This is a genomic window from Klebsiella sp. BIGb0399 (assembly GCF_003752615.1).
GTDB lineage: Bacteria > Pseudomonadota > Gammaproteobacteria > Enterobacterales > Enterobacteriaceae > Klebsiella > Klebsiella lignicola.
This window is the reverse complement of record NZ_RKHT01000009.1, coordinates 38,179-54,531: the sequence shown is the minus strand read 5'-3', so window position 1 is coordinate 54,531 and position 16,353 is coordinate 38,179. Positions and strand designations below refer to the sequence as shown.

Annotated in this window: 13 protein-coding genes; 9 read left to right on the top strand and 4 right to left on the bottom strand. The window is 57.4% G+C overall.

Annotated features, from left to right (window positions below):
* The first annotated feature begins 199 nt into the window (after nt 1-199).
* Genes fhuA through fhuB form a run of 4 tightly spaced genes read left to right on the top strand, consistent with a single transcriptional unit; the run spans nt 200 to nt 6,120 of the window.
* A complete protein-coding gene (gene fhuA, locus EDF82_RS20945; RefSeq protein WP_123757426.1) occupies nt 200-2,407 on the top strand; it encodes a ferrichrome porin FhuA in 2,208 nt (735 codons plus the stop codon).
* Nucleotides 2,408-2,453: 46 nt separating this feature from the next.
* On the top strand, nt 2,454-3,251 hold the full coding sequence (gene fhuC, locus EDF82_RS20940) for a Fe3+-hydroxamate ABC transporter ATP-binding protein FhuC (RefSeq protein WP_123757697.1): 798 nt from the start codon (nt 2,454-2,456) through the stop codon (nt 3,249-3,251).
* Complete coding sequence (fhuD, locus tag EDF82_RS20935) at nt 3,251-4,141, top strand: Fe(3+)-hydroxamate ABC transporter substrate-binding protein FhuD (protein ID WP_123757425.1); 891 nt, start codon at nt 3,251-3,253, stop codon at nt 4,139-4,141. Before fhuC ends, fhuD begins: the two co-directional genes overlap by 1 nt.
* Nucleotides 4,138-6,120, top strand: coding sequence for a Fe(3+)-hydroxamate ABC transporter permease FhuB (fhuB, locus tag EDF82_RS20930; protein ID WP_123757424.1), 1,983 nt, complete (start codon nt 4,138-4,140; stop codon nt 6,118-6,120). The genes fhuD and fhuB overlap by 4 nt, the downstream gene beginning before the upstream one ends.
* 45 nt (nt 6,121-6,165) lie before the next feature.
* Here fhuB and hemL read toward each other — a convergent pair whose 3' ends face one another.
* Nucleotides 6,166-7,446, bottom strand: coding sequence for a glutamate-1-semialdehyde 2,1-aminomutase (gene hemL / locus EDF82_RS20925; RefSeq protein WP_123757423.1), 1,281 nt, complete (start codon nt 7,444-7,446; stop codon nt 6,166-6,168).
* Between the two features lie 178 nt (nt 7,447-7,624).
* On the opposite strand from hemL, the gene clcA reads away from it, so the two are divergent.
* Both clcA and erpA read left to right on the top strand, forming a co-directional pair.
* Entirely contained in the window at nt 7,625-9,043 is a 1,419-nt protein-coding gene (clcA, locus tag EDF82_RS20920; RefSeq protein WP_123757696.1) for a H(+)/Cl(-) exchange transporter ClcA, read from the top strand.
* Nucleotides 9,044-9,124: 81 nt separating this feature from the next.
* Nucleotides 9,125-9,469, top strand: coding sequence for an iron-sulfur cluster insertion protein ErpA (erpA, locus tag EDF82_RS20915; protein ID WP_123757422.1), 345 nt, complete (start codon nt 9,125-9,127; stop codon nt 9,467-9,469).
* Nucleotides 9,470-9,526: 57 nt separating this feature from the next.
* Here the strand turns inward: erpA and EDF82_RS20910 are convergent, their stop codons facing one another.
* The 3 genes from EDF82_RS20910 to mtnN all read right to left on the bottom strand — a co-directional run bounded on the left by EDF82_RS20910 (nt 9,527) and on the right by mtnN (nt 11,772).
* The gene (locus tag EDF82_RS20910; protein ID WP_123757421.1) at nt 9,527-10,150 is read right to left on the bottom strand and encodes a TRIC cation channel family protein; all 624 of its coding nucleotides are present in this window, start codon (nt 10,148-10,150) and stop codon (nt 9,527-9,529) included.
* Between the two features lie 130 nt (nt 10,151-10,280).
* On the bottom strand, nt 10,281-11,081 hold the full coding sequence (gene btuF / locus EDF82_RS20905; RefSeq protein ID WP_123757420.1) for a vitamin B12 ABC transporter substrate-binding protein BtuF: 801 nt from the start codon (nt 11,079-11,081) through the stop codon (nt 10,281-10,283).
* A complete protein-coding gene (gene mtnN / locus EDF82_RS20900; protein ID WP_123757419.1) occupies nt 11,074-11,772 on the bottom strand; it encodes a 5'-methylthioadenosine/S-adenosylhomocysteine nucleosidase in 699 nt (232 codons plus the stop codon). The genes btuF and mtnN overlap by 8 nt, the downstream gene beginning before the upstream one ends.
* An 84-nt stretch (nt 11,773-11,856) precedes the next feature.
* Here mtnN and dgt point away from each other — a divergent pair, with 84 nt between their 5' ends.
* From dgt to cdaR, 3 genes are all read left to right on the top strand, one after another.
* Complete coding sequence (gene dgt / locus EDF82_RS20895; RefSeq protein ID WP_123757418.1) at nt 11,857-13,371, top strand: dGTPase; 1,515 nt, start codon at nt 11,857-11,859, stop codon at nt 13,369-13,371.
* Between the two features lie 134 nt (nt 13,372-13,505).
* Nucleotides 13,506-14,945 (top strand): serine endoprotease DegP, encoded by a 1,440-nt coding sequence (gene degP, locus EDF82_RS20890; RefSeq protein ID WP_123757417.1) that lies wholly within the window; start codon nt 13,506-13,508, stop codon nt 14,943-14,945.
* Nucleotides 14,946-15,134: 189 nt separating this feature from the next.
* Complete coding sequence (gene cdaR, locus EDF82_RS20885) at nt 15,135-16,292, top strand: DNA-binding transcriptional regulator CdaR (protein ID WP_123757416.1); 1,158 nt, start codon at nt 15,135-15,137, stop codon at nt 16,290-16,292.
* The last annotated feature ends 61 nt before the right edge of the window (nt 16,293-16,353 follow it).

Here is a 16,353-nt window from a genome sequence, read left to right as displayed (position 1 = left end):
GTATCAGAGGGTTTTTTTATTTCCGCACATTAGTTAACAGTCACTTAACCCCACAATAACTGCCTGGTTATTATTTCATCCTTCGGTATTCAGAGCGGCCATATTGCTTGCCTTGCATTCGGCGTTTCGCCTATTATTGCATTGGTCATAATAATAATTCTCGTTTACGTTATCATTCACTTTCATCAGAGATATACCAATGGCGCGTCCAAAAACTGCTCAGCCAAATCACTCGCTGCGTAAAATCGCAGTCGTAGTAGCCACGGCGGTTAGCGGCATGTCTGTCTACGCACAGGCGGCAGTTGAACCGAATAAAGAAGAAACAATCACCGTTATCGCAGCTCCTGTTGACCAGGAAAGTGCCTGGGGTCCGGCACCGACGATCGCGGCTAAACGTTCAGCAACTGCCACCAAAACCGATACCCCAATCGAAAAAACACCGCAGTCTGTCTCCGTGGTGACCCGTGCTGAGATGGATATGAAGCAGCCGACGACGGTAAAAGAAGCGCTGGCCTATACGCCAGGCGTGTTCTCCACCCGCGGCAGCTCCACCACCTATGACGTGGTCTCTATTCGTGGTTTCACCACATCTTCAACGGTCAACACCAACCAGTATCTGGATGGCATGAAGCTGCAGGGTGATAACTACTCTGAAATGTCGATGGACCCTTACTTCCTCGAGCGCGTGGAACTGATGCGCGGTCCGACCTCCGTTCTTTATGGAAAGAGCAACCCGGGCGGCATCGTCAGCATGGTGAGCAAGCGCCCGACCACTGAACCGCTGAAAGAAGTGCAGTTCAAAATGGGCACCGATAATCTGTGGCAGACCGGCTTTGACTTCAGCGATGCCATCGATGACGACGGCGTGTGGTCCTACCGCCTGACCGGTTTAGGCCGCAGCCAGGATGCGCAGCAGCAGATGGCAAAATCGACCCGCTACGCGGTCGCGCCGTCCTTTAGCTGGCGTCCGGATGATAAAACCGATTTCACCTTCCTGAGCAACTTCCAGAACGATCCGGATGCGGGTTACTACGGCTGGTTGCCTCGCGAAGGGACCGTGGTGCCGTATTACGACGCCAACGGCAATGCGCATAAACTGCCGACGGATTACAACGAAGGTGAGCCGGATAACAAGATGTCCCGCCGCCAGAAGATGGTCGGCTACAGCTTCTCGCATCAGTTTGATGACACCTTCACCGTACGTCAGAACCTGCGCTATGCGGAAGTGAATACTCTGTATCGCTCAGTCTATGGTAACGGCTACGTCGCGCCGGGTCAGATCAGCCGTGCCTATGTGCGTTCGGATGAAAACCTGAACACTTTCACAGTGGATAATCAGCTGCAGTCCAAATTCGCGACAGGCCCGGTCGATCACACGCTGCTGACCGGTGTCGATTACATGCGTATGCGTAACGACATAGACGCAGACTACGGTTCTGCCAGCTCGATCGACATGCAGAACCCTCAGTATGGTAATCCGAACATCAATGTGACCTTCCCGTATGCGGTGCTGAATCGCCAGGAGCAAACCGGGGCGTACGTTCAGGATCAAGCGGAGTGGGATAAGTGGGTACTCACCCTCGGCGGTCGTTATGATTACGCTAAATCTTCTACGCTGACCCGTTCAACCAACACGACTGCTGAAGTGAACGACCATAAGTTCACTTGGCGCGGTGGTCTGAACTACCTGTTCGACAACGGGATATCCCCTTACTTCAGCTACAGCGAATCTTTTGAGCCTGTTTCTGGCGCGACAAAAGAGGGAAAACCGTTTGACCCATCTATGGGCAAACAGTACGAAGCTGGCGTGAAGTACGTGCCGAAAGATATGCCAGTTGTGCTAACTGCCGCTGTGTATCAACTGACCAAAGATGGCAACCTGACGGCTGACCCAAGCGCACCGACCAGTGGCTTCAGTGTTCAGGGTGGCGAAATCCGCTCTCGTGGTGTTGAGCTGGAAGCAAAAGCGGCGGTGAACGCCAACGTTAACGTAACTGCGTCGTACACTTTCACAGATGCCAAATACACGCATGATACTTGGTATGAAGGCAAACGCCCGGCAGAAATCCCACGCAACATGGCTTCTCTGTGGGCGGATTACACCTTCCACGAAACAGCGCTCAGCGGTTTGACCATTGGCGCAGGCACCCGCTACATTGGCAACACCGTCAGCTACTACTCGGCGAACTCGCCGAAAGCGTATGAATCGTTCAACGTAGCGGGTTATATGCTGGCAGATGCGACGGTGAAATACGATCTGGCCCGTTTTGGCCTGCCGGGATCGTCCATCGGTGTGAATGTGGCCAACCTGTTCGATCGTGAATACGTCTCCAGCTGCTACAGCGAGTATGCATGCTACTGGGGCGCAGGTCGTCAGGTCGTTGCGACCGGAACCTTCCGTTTCTAATCACTTAATGGGCGCGGTTCGCCGCGCCTTTCACCAGGTCGCCGCTATGCAGGAACAGACTCCGCACACCGATACCACGTTCTCACTGAACCGCGTCACCTTTCGCGTACCAGGCCGTACGCTGCTGCATCCTCTCTCCTTAACGTTCCCGGCTGGAAAAGTGACGGGCCTGATTGGCCATAACGGATCCGGCAAATCCACACTGCTGAAAATGCTGGGTCGCCATCAGCCGCCTTCGGAAGGGGATGTGCTGCTGGACGGGCAACCGCTGGATAGCTGGAGCAGCAAAGCCTTTGCCCGCAAAGTCGCCTACTTACCGCAGCAGCTGCCGCCGGCAGAAGGGATGACGGTACGTGAGCTGGTGGCTATTGGTCGCTATCCGTGGCACGGCGCGTTGGGGCGTTTCGGCAGCGCCGATCGGGAGAAGGTGGAAGAAGCGATTGCGCTGGTAGGTCTCAAACCGCTGGCGCACCGGCTGGTGGACAGCCTCTCCGGAGGCGAACGCCAACGTGCGTGGATTGCCATGCTGGTAGCCCAGGACAGCCGTTGTTTGTTGCTGGATGAACCTACCTCAGCGCTGGATATTGCCCATCAGGTTGATGTGCTCGCGCTGGTGCACCGTCTGAGCCAGCAGCGCGGCTTAACGGTGATTGCGGTTCTGCATGATATTAATATGGCCGCCCGGTATTGCGATTATCTGGTCGCCTTACGCGGTGGTGAGATGATTGCCCAGGGCACGCCGGCGGAGCTGATGCGTAGCGAAACGCTGGAGCAAATCTACGGTATCCCTATGGGCATTCTGCCGCATCCGGCGGGTAACGCGCCGGTAAGTTTTGTGTATTGATGGATAAGACCCATTTCCACACGCGCCGTCGGCTGTTGACGGCGATGGCCCTGTCGCCCCTGCTGTGGCAGATGCGGCACGCGCAGGCTACGGCTATCGACCCGCAGCGCATAGTGGCGCTGGAGTGGCTGCCGGTAGAGCTGCTGCTGGCGCTCGGCGTGACGCCCTACGGCGTGGCCGATATTCCGAACTATAACCTGTGGGTGAACGAGCCCGCGTTACCTGCCTCGGTGATCGATGTTGGTTTGCGCACGGAGCCGAACCTTGAGCTGCTGACGCAGATGAAACCGTCGTTTATCTTCTGGTCGGCAGGCTACGGGCCGTCGGCGGAGAAGCTGGCGCGTATCGCTCCGGGGCAAGGCTTCACCTTCAGCGACGGCAAACGCCCGCTGCTGATGGCCCAGAAATCCCTTAACGAGATGGCCGAACTGATTGGCCGACAGCAGGAGGCGAAACGCCACCTGGCTGAATTTGATGCGCTGATGGAGAGCCTGCGTCCGCGGTTTGCTCAGCGCGGCGATCGCCCGCTGCTGATGATCACCTTGCTGGATCCTCGCCACGTGCTGGTTTTCGGGGACAACTGCCTGTTCCAGGAGGTACTCGATCGCTTTGGCATTAAAAACGCCTGGCGCGGCGAGACCACCTTCTGGGGGAGCGTCAGCGTCGGGATCGATCGGCTGGCGGCTTACAAAGAGGCGGATGTGATCTGCTTTGACCATGGTAATCAGGCCGAGATGGCGCAACTGATGGCTACGCCGCTGTGGCGGGCGATGCCGTTTGTCCGCGAAGGACGTTTCCAGCGCGTACCGGCGGTCTGGTTCTATGGCGCAACGCTGTCGGCGATGCATTTCGCCCGCGTGCTGGCGGATGCCCAGGGAGGCGCGGCGTGAGATCGCGAATTTCTCCTCTGACGGCGCTGCTGCTGGCGGTACTGGTGGTTGCGGCTTTCAGCCTCAGCCTGTTCAATCTTCATGCTGCGTTGCCGCAAAGCCAGTGGTGGCAGGCGTTACGGCAGCCGGATATCGATAATATTGCCCAGATGCTGTTCCACTATAGCCTGCTGCCGAGGCTGGCGGTATCGCTGCTGGTTGGCGCCGGGCTGGGGCTGGTCGGCGTATTGTTCCAGCAGGTGCTGCGCAACCCGCTGGCGGAACCGACCACTCTCGGGGTGGCCACCGGCGCTCAACTGGGGATGACGGTGACGACGCTCTGGGCGATCCCCGGCGTACTGGCGTCGCAGTTTGCCGCGCTGGCGGGGGCCTGCCTGGTCGGGGCGCTGGTGTTCGGCGTCTCCTGGGGCAAGCGGCTCTCGCCGGTGACCCTGATTCTTGCCGGCCTGGTGGTCAGCCTTTACTGCGGGGCGCTGAATCAACTGATGGTGATTTTCCATCACGATCAGCTGCAGAGTATGTTCCTGTGGAGCACGGGTACGCTGACGCAAACCGACTGGAGCGTGGTGCAACGGCTGTGGCCGCAATTGCTCGGCGGCGCCATTTTAACCCTGTTGCTGCTGCGCCCGCTGACGCTGATGGGGCTGGATGATGGCGTGGCGCGTAACCTCGGGCTGGCGCTGTCGCTGGCGCGTCTGGCAACGCTGACGCTGGCGATTGTCATCAGCGCCTTGCTGGTGAACGCGGTGGGGATTATCGGCTTTATCGGCCTGTTTGCGCCGCTGCTGGCGAAAATGCTCGGCGCCCGTCGCCTGCTGTCGCGTCTACTGCTGGCGGCGCTGATTGGCGCCCTCATTCTGTGGCTGTCGGACCAGCTCATTCTGTGGCTGACCCGGGTGTGGATGGAAGTCTCAACCGGTTCGGTGACGGCGCTGATCGGTGCGCCGTTGCTGCTGTGGCTGCTGCCGCGACTGCGCAGCATCAGCGCGCCGGTGATGAATGTCGGCGACAAGGCGCTGGTCGAACGGCAAAACGTGCAGTGGTTTGCTCTCGGTGGCCTGGTGATTCTGCTGCTGGCGATCGTCGTTGCCCTGACATTTGGCCGGGATGCGCAGAGCTGGCACTGGGCGAGCGGTTCACTGTTGGATCAGCTGATGCCGTGGCGCTGGCCGCGGGTGTTTGCCGCGCTGTTCGCCGGGGTGATGCTGGCGGTCGCCGGCTGTATTATCCAGCGCCTGACCGGCAACCCGATGGCAAGCCCGGAAGTGCTGGGGATCAGCTCCGGCGCGGCGTTCGGGATTGTCATGATGCTGTTTTTTGTCCCTGGCAACGCGTTTGGCTGGCTGCTGCCCGCCGGGAGCCTGGGAGCGGCGGTGACGCTGCTGGTGATCCTGATTGCCGCCGGACGCGGTGGCTTCTCGCCGCACCGGATGCTGCTGGCGGGGATGGCGCTCAGCACCGCCTTCACCATGCTGTTGATGATGCTGCAGGCCAGCGGCGATCCGCGGATGGCGCAGATCCTGACGTGGATCTCCGGGTCGACCTACAGCGCTACGCCGGAGATGGTGCTGCGCAGCGGTATCGCGATGGTCGTGCTGCTGGCGCTGGCGCCGCTGTGCCGACGCTGGATGACCATTCTACCGTTAGGCGGTGAAGCGGCGCGTGCGGTGGGCATGGCGCTGACCCCGTCACGCATTGGCCTGCTGATGCTGGCCGCGTGCCTGACGGCAACCGCTACGCTGACGATCGGCCCGTTGAGTTTTGTCGGCCTGATGGCGCCGCATATTGCGCGCATGATGGGATTCCGCCGCACGATGCCGCAGATGGTGGTATCCGGATTGATTGGGGGTCTGCTGCTGGTCTTTGCCGATTGGTGCGGGCGGATGATGATGTTCCCGTATCAGATCCCGGCCGGTCTGCTGTCGACCTTTATCGGTGCGCCGTACTTTATCTATTTGCTGAGAAAGCAGAGCCGCTAAGATATTCCCCGGCGCCGGGTTCCGTGCGCCGGGGATAAAACACGATTACAGCTGCGCGAAAGCGCGGCGTGCGGCGGCGATGGTATCGTTGATATCTTCGACGCTGTGAGCCACGGACATAAAGCCCGCTTCAAACGCCGACGGCGCCAGATAGACCCCTTCTTCCAGCATCAGATGGAAGAAACGCTTAAAGCGCTCAACGTCGCATTTCAGCACATCCTGATAGCTGGTGACCGTTTCGGCATCGGTGAAGAAGATGCCGAACATCCCGCCTACGTTGTTGACCACCAGCGGAATACCCGCGTCGCGAGCTGCATCCAGCAGTCCCTGAGCCAGCTGGTTGGTCAAATCCGTCAGCGTTTCGTGAACGCCCGGCTGCGCCACTTCGCTTAAGCAGGCAAAGCCGGCGGCCATGGCAATCGGGTTACCGGAGAGGGTCCCGGCCTGATAAACCGGACCGGTCGGGGCCAGGGCATCCATAACGTCGCGACGGCCGCCAAATGCGCCGACCGGCATGCCGCCACCGATGATTTTGCCCAGGCAGGTCAGGTCCGGCACCACGTTATAGTGCGACTGGGCTCCCGCCAGCGCGACGCGGAAACCGGTCATCACTTCATCGATAATCAACAGCGCGCCAAATTCATCGCACAGCGCGCGCAGACCCGGCAGGAACTCAGGCAGCGGCGGGATGCAGTTCATGTTACCGGCAACCGGCTCCACGATAATGCAGGCGATCTCTTGCGGATACTGCTCGAACGCGGTGCGCACGGATGCCAGATCGTTGTAGGTGCAGGTCAGGGTATGTTTGGCGAAATCGGCCGGTACGCCTGGAGAGTTCGGCTGACCCAGCGTCAAAGCGCCAGATCCCGCTTTAACCAGCAGGCAGTCGGCGTGGCCGTGGTAGCAGCCTTCAAATTTGATGATCTTATCGCGGCCGGTAAAACCGCGGGCCAGGCGAATGGCGCTCATTGTCGCTTCGGTGCCGGAGTTCACCATACGCACCATATCCATGGTCGGGACCAGTTCCGTCACCAGCTCCGCCATTTTGACTTCCATCTCGGTCGGGGCGCCGAAGCTCAGACCGCGTTCTGCCGCTTCAATTACCGCGTTGCGAATCGCCGGATGGTTGTGGCCCAGCACCATCGGTCCCCAGGAACCGACATAATCGATATAAGCTTTACCATCGACATCATACAGTCTGGCGCCGTCAGCGCGTTCGATAAACAGCGGGGTGCCACCAACGCCGCTAAAGGCGCGTACCGGCGAGTTCACGCCGCCGGGGATGAGTTCACGTGCGGCGCTATAGAGTGTTTCAGATTTGCTCATTGCGATGATCCTGGTTCGTGATAAATGTTTTGCTGGTTATTCTAAGTTATTCCAGGATAGTTATGAAAGTTTTGCCCAATTGAAACAAAGCGCAGCCGATGAAATTTTTCCGCGACGCGAGACGTGCGGAAGGCTAAAATATCCACCTCGTATTTGTATGACTATTGACGATAAGAGTATGAAACTAGCAGCCTCAACTTTTGAAGCAAAACAAATCGTGCGCTTGCGTCGTGGCGATATGGTCCGTCGATTAGTTCAGCGCGACAAGACGCCGCTGGCCGTATTATTGATGGCCGCGGTGGTCGGAACCCTGGCAGGGCTGGTGGGGGTCGCGTTTGAAAAGAGCGTCACCTGGGTGCAGAACATGCGTATCGGTACCCTGGTGCAGGTTGCCGATCACTGGTTCCTGATTTGGCCGCTGGCCTTTATTTTTTCGGCGCTGTTGGCCATGGTCGGCTATTTCCTGGTGCGGCGTTTCGCGCCGGAAGCGGGAGGCTCCGGGATTCCGGAGATCGAAGGGGCGCTGGAAGAGCTGCGTCCGGTTCGCTGGTGGCGCGTGCTGCCGGTTAAATTTATCGGCGGCATGGGGACCCTGGGCGCCGGGATGGTTCTGGGTCGCGAAGGGCCGACGGTGCAGTTGGGCGGTAACGTCGGGCGCATGGTGCTGGATATCTTCCGCATGCGCAGTCCCGAAGCTCGCCATACGCTGCTGGCAACCGGGGCAGCGGCAGGTTTGTCCGCCGCCTTTAACGCGCCGCTGGCGGGGATCCTGTTCATTATTGAAGAGATGCGCCCGCAGTTCCGCTACAACCTGATTTCGATTAAAGCCGTCTTTACCGGCGTGATTATGTCGAGCATCGTATTTCGGGTGTTTAATGGCGAGTCGGCGCTCATCGAAGTCGGCAAGCTGAGTGATGCGCCGGTCAATACCCTGTGGCTGTACCTGATTCTGGGGATGATTTTTGGCTGCATCGGGCCGCTGTTTAACCGTCTGGTGTTGAGTACCCAGGATATGTTCCAGCGCTTCCACGGCGGCGACACCAAAAAGTGGGTGCTGATCGGTGGCGCCATCGGTGGGCTGTGCGGCGTGCTCGGGCTGATTCAGCCGGCGGCGTCGGGAGGTGGATTTAACCTGATTCCTATCGCCGCGGCGGGTAATTTCTCCGTTGGCCTGCTGTTATTTATCTTTGTTGCCCGCGTGATTACCACGTTGCTCTGCTTCTCTTCCGGCGCTCCTGGCGGTATTTTTGCGCCGATGCTGGCGTTGGGAACTCTGCTGGGAACGGCCTTCGGTATGGCGGTTACGCCGCTGCTGCCGGCCTATCATCTGGATGCCGGGACCTTTGCGATTGCCGGTATGGGCGCGCTGCTGGCGGCTTCCATTCGTGCGCCGCTGACCGGCATCGTGCTGGTGCTGGAGATGACGGATAACTATCAGCTCATTTTGCCAATGATTATTACCTGTCTTGGCGCAACACTACTGGCGCAATTCCTTGGTGGTAAGCCTTTGTATTCCACTATCCTTGAACGAACTCTGGAAAAGCAGGCCGCGGAGCAAGCGGCGAAAGCGCAGCAGGTTGCCGGGGAGAATACTTGAACGATTTACCAGGGTATTAGATAATGGCTCAAAAGGTCGGGTTATTCTTTAACCGACCAGAAGTATCAATGGGAGCATAAAATGAGTGATGACATCGCGTTGCCGCTGGAGTTTACTGAAGCCGCAGCCAAAAAAGTAAAATTCCTGATTGCCGATGAAGACAACCCGAACCTGAAGCTGCGTGTTTATATCACCGGTGGCGGTTGCAGTGGTTTCCAGTACGGCTTCACCTTTGACGATCAGGTTAACGAAGGTGATATGACCATTGAAAAACAGGGCGTTGGCCTGGTGGTCGATCCGATGAGCCTGCAGTATCTGGTCGGCGGCGCCGTCGATTACACTGAAGGTCTGGAAGGTTCGCGGTTTATCGTGACCAACCCGAATGCGAAGAGCACCTGCGGCTGCGGGTCTTCATTCAGCGTCTGATCCCGGAGTCTGATTCTCGCCCCGGCACAGGTTGCTGCCGGGGGAGAAAGTTCGCGTTTATCGTCCGTTCTCGTCGAGAGCAAACGTCGGCAGCTTCAGGTGCCAGCGGATAGCCGCAAGGCGAATGATCAGCGTGACCCCCATCCCCATCATCGCCGCGTTTTCCAGCGGAACATGAAACGTATCATAAGCGGTAGCATGAACGATCCCACCAGCAATACAGGCCGTGGCGTAGATTTCCGTACGTAGAATCATGGGAATTTCGCGAGCCAGCACGTCGCGAATGATCCCGCCGCCCACGCCGGTCACGACACCCATACAGATCGCCACCAGCGGTCCGCTATGCGCCAGAAAGGCTTTATTCACGCCAATGCCCACAAACACCGCCAGGCCAACGGCATCCAGCACCGGTAGGATCCATTTCGGCAGGCGGCGCGGCTGACGGACCAGCAAAATAGTCATCATGCTGGTGACCATAGCGACCACCAGGTCGGTGGGGTCTTTGACCCAGAATACCGGGCCGTTGGCGAGGGCCATATCACGAATCGTTCCGCCACCCACGGCGGTCACCACGCCAAGCACCAGTACGCCAAAAGGGTCCATACGGAGTTTACCGGCCAGCAGTACGCCCGAGATTGCAAATACGGCGGTGCCAATAATATCCAGCCAATAGACAAGCATCGTCAGTTCTCGTTTCGCGCCCGGTTCCTTAGGCTATTTTATTCATCATGGTGAATCCGGCGGCGTCCGCCTACCGTACCGATAAGGCGTAACGCTGCCGGGATGACGCTGTTGTACTGCGTAAACGGTGCTATTTGACCTGTTCGAGCGCAGTGCAGAGCTGTTTAGCGGCGAGGATAATACGCGGGCTTGCGCGTTCAAACCAGTCGCCATGCACTGCAATTGGGGTAATTTTTAACTGATTATGCCAGTAACGCTCGACGTCGGGGAGACGGCTGTCGTCACCGGCGATGACAATCGCCTGGGGCTGCCTTGCCAGAACCTGTTCGCGACTGACCTGTGGCCAGGGGACGGTACTGGAGGCGAAAATATTCTCACCACCGCAGAGGGTCAGGACCTGATCCTGAATGGAGCCCCGGCTGCTGGTAAACAGCGGGTTGGAGCCAAACTGCATGAAGACGCGCTTCTTTGGCGTGTTGGCGTAGCGCGTTTTGAGGGCCTCGTAGTCGTCCTGCATTTGCCGGGCGGCTTCACGAGCTTTTTCCGGCTGCGGGCTCCACTGCGCCAGCTGACGGATCGTCGCGATTATCTCTTCGATCGTCGAGGTGTTGACCCACAGCACTTTGATGCCTAACGCCTGCAGTTGATTCACCTGCCGCTCCGCGTTGCCGCCGCGCCAGGCAAGAATCAGATCGGGCTTCAGCGCGACGATCCGTTCCAGATTCATTCCCTGCCAGCTGGCGACCTGTTCGATAGCGCTGGCCTGCGGCGGATAATCGGAATAGCTGCTGACGGCAACCGGGGTGATCCCGGCAGCAAAGGCCAGCTCGGTATTGGACGGTGATAGCGTGATGACCCGCGGCGCGGCGAGGAGCCACGCCGGGACAAGCAACAGCAGGGCGCTAAGCGCCAGGGTGAGCGACTTAGCCACGTGCCAGATTCTGCACCAGCTTTTCCACCATCAGGGTGGACTGTTTCGCGGCGACGGCCAGGAACTCATCGAAGCTCAGATGAGACTGCTGGTCGGCGACATCGGAAATGGCACGCACGACCACAAAGGGGACGCCGAAGTTATGGCAGACATGCGCAATGGCGGTAGCTTCCATCTCGACCGCGACGGCCTGCGGGAAGTTGTGACGAATTTTCGCCAGCCCGACGGAACCGTTAATGAAGGCGTCGCCGCTGACGATCAGGCCGCGTACCGCGTTAAGATTCAGTGCTTCGATGCAGGTTTGCGCGGCGGCGATGAGCTTATCGTCGGCTTTGAAGCCGGCCGGGCAGCCCGGCAGCTGGCCATATTCGTAGCCAAATGCGGTGACGTCGGCATCGTGGTAGCGGGTTTCGTCGGAGATGACGATATCGCCCACTTTCAGCGTTGGCGCGAGGCCGCCAGCAGAACCGGTGTTGATGATCACGTCCGGCTTACAAATTTCCAGCAGCAGTGCGGCACCCATGGCGGCCGCCACTTTGCCAATTCCTGATTTTAACAGGGCAACATCGGTGCCGTTCAGCTGACCGGTGTAGATTTCGCTGCCGCCAAGCGCCAGGGTCTGGCGGTTTTCGATTTTGTCGCGCAGAAGGGTAACTTCTTCTTCCATAGCGCCAATAATGCCGATTTTCATAGATTTACTCGCGATGTGTCAGGTTTAGTTGCATAGTCTATCATGCACTCAGAAGGAAACGTTATTGCTCGCGCGGGAGAGGCCATGGCAAAAATTGATTTTCGCAACAAGATTAACTGGCGTCGGCGCTACCGCTCACCTCAGGGCGTCGAAACGGAACGTGAAATTCTGCGCATTTTCGAAAGCGACCGCGGGCGGATTATTAACTCGCCGGCGATCCGCCGTCTGCAGCAAAAAACGCAGGTTTTTCCGCTGGAACGTAATGCGGCGGTGCGCACTCGTTTAACCCACTCCCTTGAAGTTCAGCAGGTTGGCCGCTATATCGCCAAAGAGATCCTGAGTCGGCTGAAAGAGCAGCACCTGCTGGAAAGCTACGGGCTGGATGAGCTGACCGGGCCGTTTGAGAGCGTCGTCGAGATGGCCTGTCTCATGCACGACATCGGCAACCCGCCGTTTGGCCATTTTGGCGAAGCGGCAATTAATGACTGGTTCGGACAGCGGCTTGTGCCCGATGACGCGGCGGGAGAACCGTTAGCGCAGGATCGTTGCACGGTTGAAGCGCTGCGTTTGCAGGCGGGGCAGACGGAACTGAATACGCTACGGAGCAAAGTTCGCCAGGATCTGTGCTGGTTTGAGGGCAACGCCCAGGGTATTCGTTTGGTCCATACGCTGATGCGTATGAATCTGACCTGGGCGCAGGTTGGCTGCATTTTAAAGTACACGCGCCCGGCCTGGTGGCGCGGTGAACTGCCCTACAGCCACAGTTATTTAATGAAAAAACCTGGTTATTATTTAGCCGAAGAGGGCTATATTGCGCGGTTACGTAAAGAACTTGATCTGGCGCCTTACAATCGTTTTCCATTGACATGGATTATGGAAGCCGCAGACGATATTTCATATTGCGTGGCCGATCTTGAAGATGCAGTAGAAAAACGAATTTTCAGCGTCGAACAGCTTTATCAGTTGCTGTACGAGGCCTGGGGCCAGCATGAAAAAGGCTCGCTGTTTTCGCAGGTGGTCGAAAATGCGTGGGAGAAATCGCGCTCGAATTCTCTCAGTCGAAGCACTGAAGATCAGTTCTTTATGTATTTGCGGGTCAATACGTTGAATAAACTGGTGCCGTATGCGGCGCGGCGGTTTATCGATAATTTGCCGAAGATCTTTACCGGTGATTTTAATCATGCGCTGCTTGAAGATGATAGCGACTGTAGTCAACTGCTGGAATTATATAAAAACGTCGCGATAAAACATGTATTTAGTCATCAGGATGTCGAGCAGCTGGAATTACAGGGCTATCGCGTTATTAGCGGTCTTCTGGATATCTATGCGCCGTTACTCAATTTGTCACTGGAAGACTTTAGTTTATTAGTGGAAAAAGAGCGGGTAAGAATTTTCCCCATTGCTTCGCGCTTGTTCCAGAAACTTTCGACGCGTCATCGGCTGGCCTATGTTGAGGCGGTGAATAAGATTTCTCGCGATGATGAGGCGTTTCCGATAATGGAATATTATTATCGCTGCCGGCTGATTCAGGACTATATCAGCGGCATGACGGACTTGTATGCGTGGGATGAATATCGTCGCTTAATGGCGGTAGAATAGGTACAGGTTTTGTAAAGACGGACAATAAATTTTTACTTTTTGCCGACGCTTAATTCCGGAACTTAGCGCGATAAAATGACTCTGATAGTCACTTACATAGCAATTGCGTTATCCAAAATCGAGATTGAGACATGATGAAAAAAACCACGTTAGCAATGAGTGCACTGGCTCTGAGTTTAGGTCTGGCGTTATCCCCGCTCTCTGCGAGCGCGGCAGAAACGTCCTCTTCAGCCCCCAACGCGCAGCAGATGCCGAGTCTGGCGCCTATGCTGGAAAAAGTAATGCCATCAGTTGTGAGCATTAATGTTGAGGGCAGCACGACGGTAAATACCCCGCGGATGCCGCGTAACTTCCAGCAGTTCTTCGGCGACAACTCGCCGTTCTGCCAGGATGGTTCGCCGTTCCAGAGCTCACCATTCTGTCAGGGTGGTGCACAGGGCGGCGGAGCGCAGGGTGACGGTGGTCAGCAGCAGAAATTTATGGCGTTAGGTTCCGGGGTTATTATCGACGCAGCGAAAGGCTATGTCGTGACCAACAACCACGTTGTCGACAATGCCACCACCATCAAAGTACAGCTGAGCGATGGCCGTAAGTTTGATGCGAAAGTCGTTGGTAAAGATCCGCGTTCCGATATCGCGCTGATCCAGATTCAGGATCCGAAAGAGCTGACGGCGATCAAGCTGGCGGACTCCGATGCGCTGCGCGTGGGTGATTACACCGTCGCGATCGGTAACCCGTTTGGCCTCGGTGAAACGGTGACCTCGGGTATCGTTTCTGCCCTGGGCCGTAGCGGACTTAACGTCGAAAACTACGAAAACTTTATCCAGACTGATGCCGCCATTAACCGCGGTAACTCCGGCGGGGCGCTGGTTAACCTGAACGGCGAGCTGATCGGCATTAACACCGCGATCCTGGCGCCGGACGGTGGCAACATTGGTATCGGTTTTGCCATCCCGAGCAACATGGTGAAAAACCTGACCGAACAGATGGTCAAGTATGGCCAGGTGAAACGCGGTGAGCTGGGTATCATGGGCACCGAGCTGAACTCTGAACTGGCGAAAGCGATGAAAGTTGATGCCCAGCGCGGGGCGTTCGTCAGCCAGGTGATGCCAGGGTCTGCGGCAGCGAAAGCCGGCATTAAAGCGGGTGATGTGATTACCTCGCTGAACGGTAAACCGATCAGCAGCTTCGCCGCGCTGCGTGCTCAGGTCGGTACGATGCCGATTGGTAGCAAAGTCCAGCTGGGCCTGGTACGCGATGGCAAGCCGGTGAACGTCACCGTCGAGCTGCAGCAGAGCAACCAGACTCAGGTTGACTCCAGCAGCATCTTCAATGGTATTGAAGGTGCGGAGATGAGCAACAAAGGTCAGGATAAAGGTGTGACGGTCAATAACGTGAAGGCGGGGACTCCGGCGGCGCAAATTGGCCTCAAGAAAGGTGACATTATCGTCGGCGCTAACCAGCAGCCGGTGAAAAATATCGCAGATTTGCGCAAAATCTTCGATGCCAAACCTTCGGTGCTGGCGCTGAATATCCAACGTGGCGACGCGACGATTTATCTGCTGATGCAGTAATCGCTCACCGTGAAACCGGCCCCTTCTCCTCGTTGAGGGAAGGGGCTTTTTTTTGCCCGCATTTACCCTGCGTTTTCATTCTGTGACCCCACCCGCAACTCCACACTTCTCCGTCCTGCTTTATGCATATGCACAATGCGACGCACACTGAACTCTTTTATGCTGGTGCCCTGCTTACGGGAGGGTTACATGGCTGGCTGGCATCTTGATACCAAAATGGCGCAGGATATTGTGGCACGCACGATGCGCATCATTGATACCAATATCAACGTAATGGATGCCCGTGGGCGGATTATCGGCAGCGGCGATCGTGAGCGAATTGGGGAATTGCACGAAGGAGCGCTGCTGGTGCTTTCTCAGGGCCGGGTGGTGGATATCGATGATGCAGTTGCCCGCCATCTGCACGGCGTTCGTCAGGGGATCAACCTGCCTTTGCGCCTGGAAGGGGAGATTGTCGGCGTTATTGGCCTGACCGGCGAACCCGAAACGCTGCGTAAGTATGGCGAGCTGGTGTGCATGACCGCCGAGATGATGCTCGAGCAGTCGCGACTGATGCACCTGCTGGCGCAGGACAGTCGCCTGCGTGAAGAGCTGGTGATGAACCTGATTCAGGCGGAAGAGAATACGCCGGCGCTAACGGAGTGGGCCCAGCGTTTGGGGATCGATCTGAACCAGCCGCGGGTTGTCGCGATGATTGAAGTGGACAGCGGCCAGCTTGGCGTCGACAGCGCCATGGCCGAATTGCAGCAGCTCCAGACCGCGCTGACCACCCCCGATCGTAACAATCTGGTCGCTATCGTCTCTTTGACGGAGATGGTAGTTCTCAAGCCGGCGCTCAATGCTTTTGGCCGCTGGGACGCAGACGATCATGGCAAGCGGGTTGAGCAGCTTATCGCGAGGATGAAAGAGAACGGGCAGCTGCGGTTTCGCGTCGCGCTGGGTAACTTTTTCACCGGCCCCGGGAGTATTGCCCGGTCGTACCGTACCGCCCGCACCACCATGATGGTCGGCAAGCAGCGGATGCCTGAAAGCCGCAGCTATTTTTACCAGGATCTGATGCTGCCGGTGTTGCTCGATAGCCTGCGCGGCGGCTGGCAGGCCAATGAGCTGGCCCGTCCGCTGGTCCGGCTGAAGGCGATGGATAATAACGGCCTGCTGCGTCGGACGCTGCAGGCGTGGTTCCGCCATAACGTGCAGCCGCTGGCTACCTCAAAGGCGCTGTTTATTCATCGCAATACCCTGGAATATCGACTGAACCGTATTTCGGAGTTGACCGGACTGGATCTGGGAAACTTCGACGACCGCCTGCTGCTGTATATTTCGCTGCAGCTGGATGAGCAGCGCTAGACGATAATCTGCCCGGCTGTCGTTGGAATTGCCCCGGCGGGCATGACCGGCCGGGGAGAGA

Excerpts from the sequence above, each read along its gene's own strand:
- fhuA (WP_123757426.1), top strand. The coding sequence starts at position 200 with ATGGCGCGTCCAAAAACTGCTCAGCCAAATCACTCGCTGCGTAAAATC.
- fhuC (WP_123757697.1), top strand. The coding sequence starts at position 2,454 with ATGCAGGAACAGACTCCGCACACCGATACCACGTTCTCACTGAACCGC.
- fhuD (WP_123757425.1), top strand. The coding sequence starts at position 3,251 with ATGGATAAGACCCATTTCCACACGCGCCGTCGGCTGTTGACGGCGATG.
- hemL (WP_123757423.1), bottom strand. The coding sequence starts at position 7,446 with ATGAGCAAATCTGAAACACTCTATAGCGCCGCACGTGAACTCATCCCC.
- clcA (WP_123757696.1), top strand. The coding sequence starts at position 7,625 with ATGAAACTAGCAGCCTCAACTTTTGAAGCAAAACAAATCGTGCGCTTG.
- erpA (WP_123757422.1), top strand. The coding sequence starts at position 9,125 with ATGAGTGATGACATCGCGTTGCCGCTGGAGTTTACTGAAGCCGCAGCC.
- EDF82_RS20910 (WP_123757421.1), bottom strand. The coding sequence starts at position 10,150 with ATGCTTGTCTATTGGCTGGATATTATTGGCACCGCCGTATTTGCAATC.
- mtnN (WP_123757419.1), bottom strand. The coding sequence starts at position 11,772 with ATGAAAATCGGCATTATTGGCGCTATGGAAGAAGAAGTTACCCTTCTG.
- dgt (WP_123757418.1), top strand. The coding sequence starts at position 11,857 with ATGGCAAAAATTGATTTTCGCAACAAGATTAACTGGCGTCGGCGCTAC.
- degP (WP_123757417.1), top strand. The coding sequence starts at position 13,506 with ATGAAAAAAACCACGTTAGCAATGAGTGCACTGGCTCTGAGTTTAGGT.
- cdaR (WP_123757416.1), top strand. The coding sequence starts at position 15,135 with ATGGCTGGCTGGCATCTTGATACCAAAATGGCGCAGGATATTGTGGCA.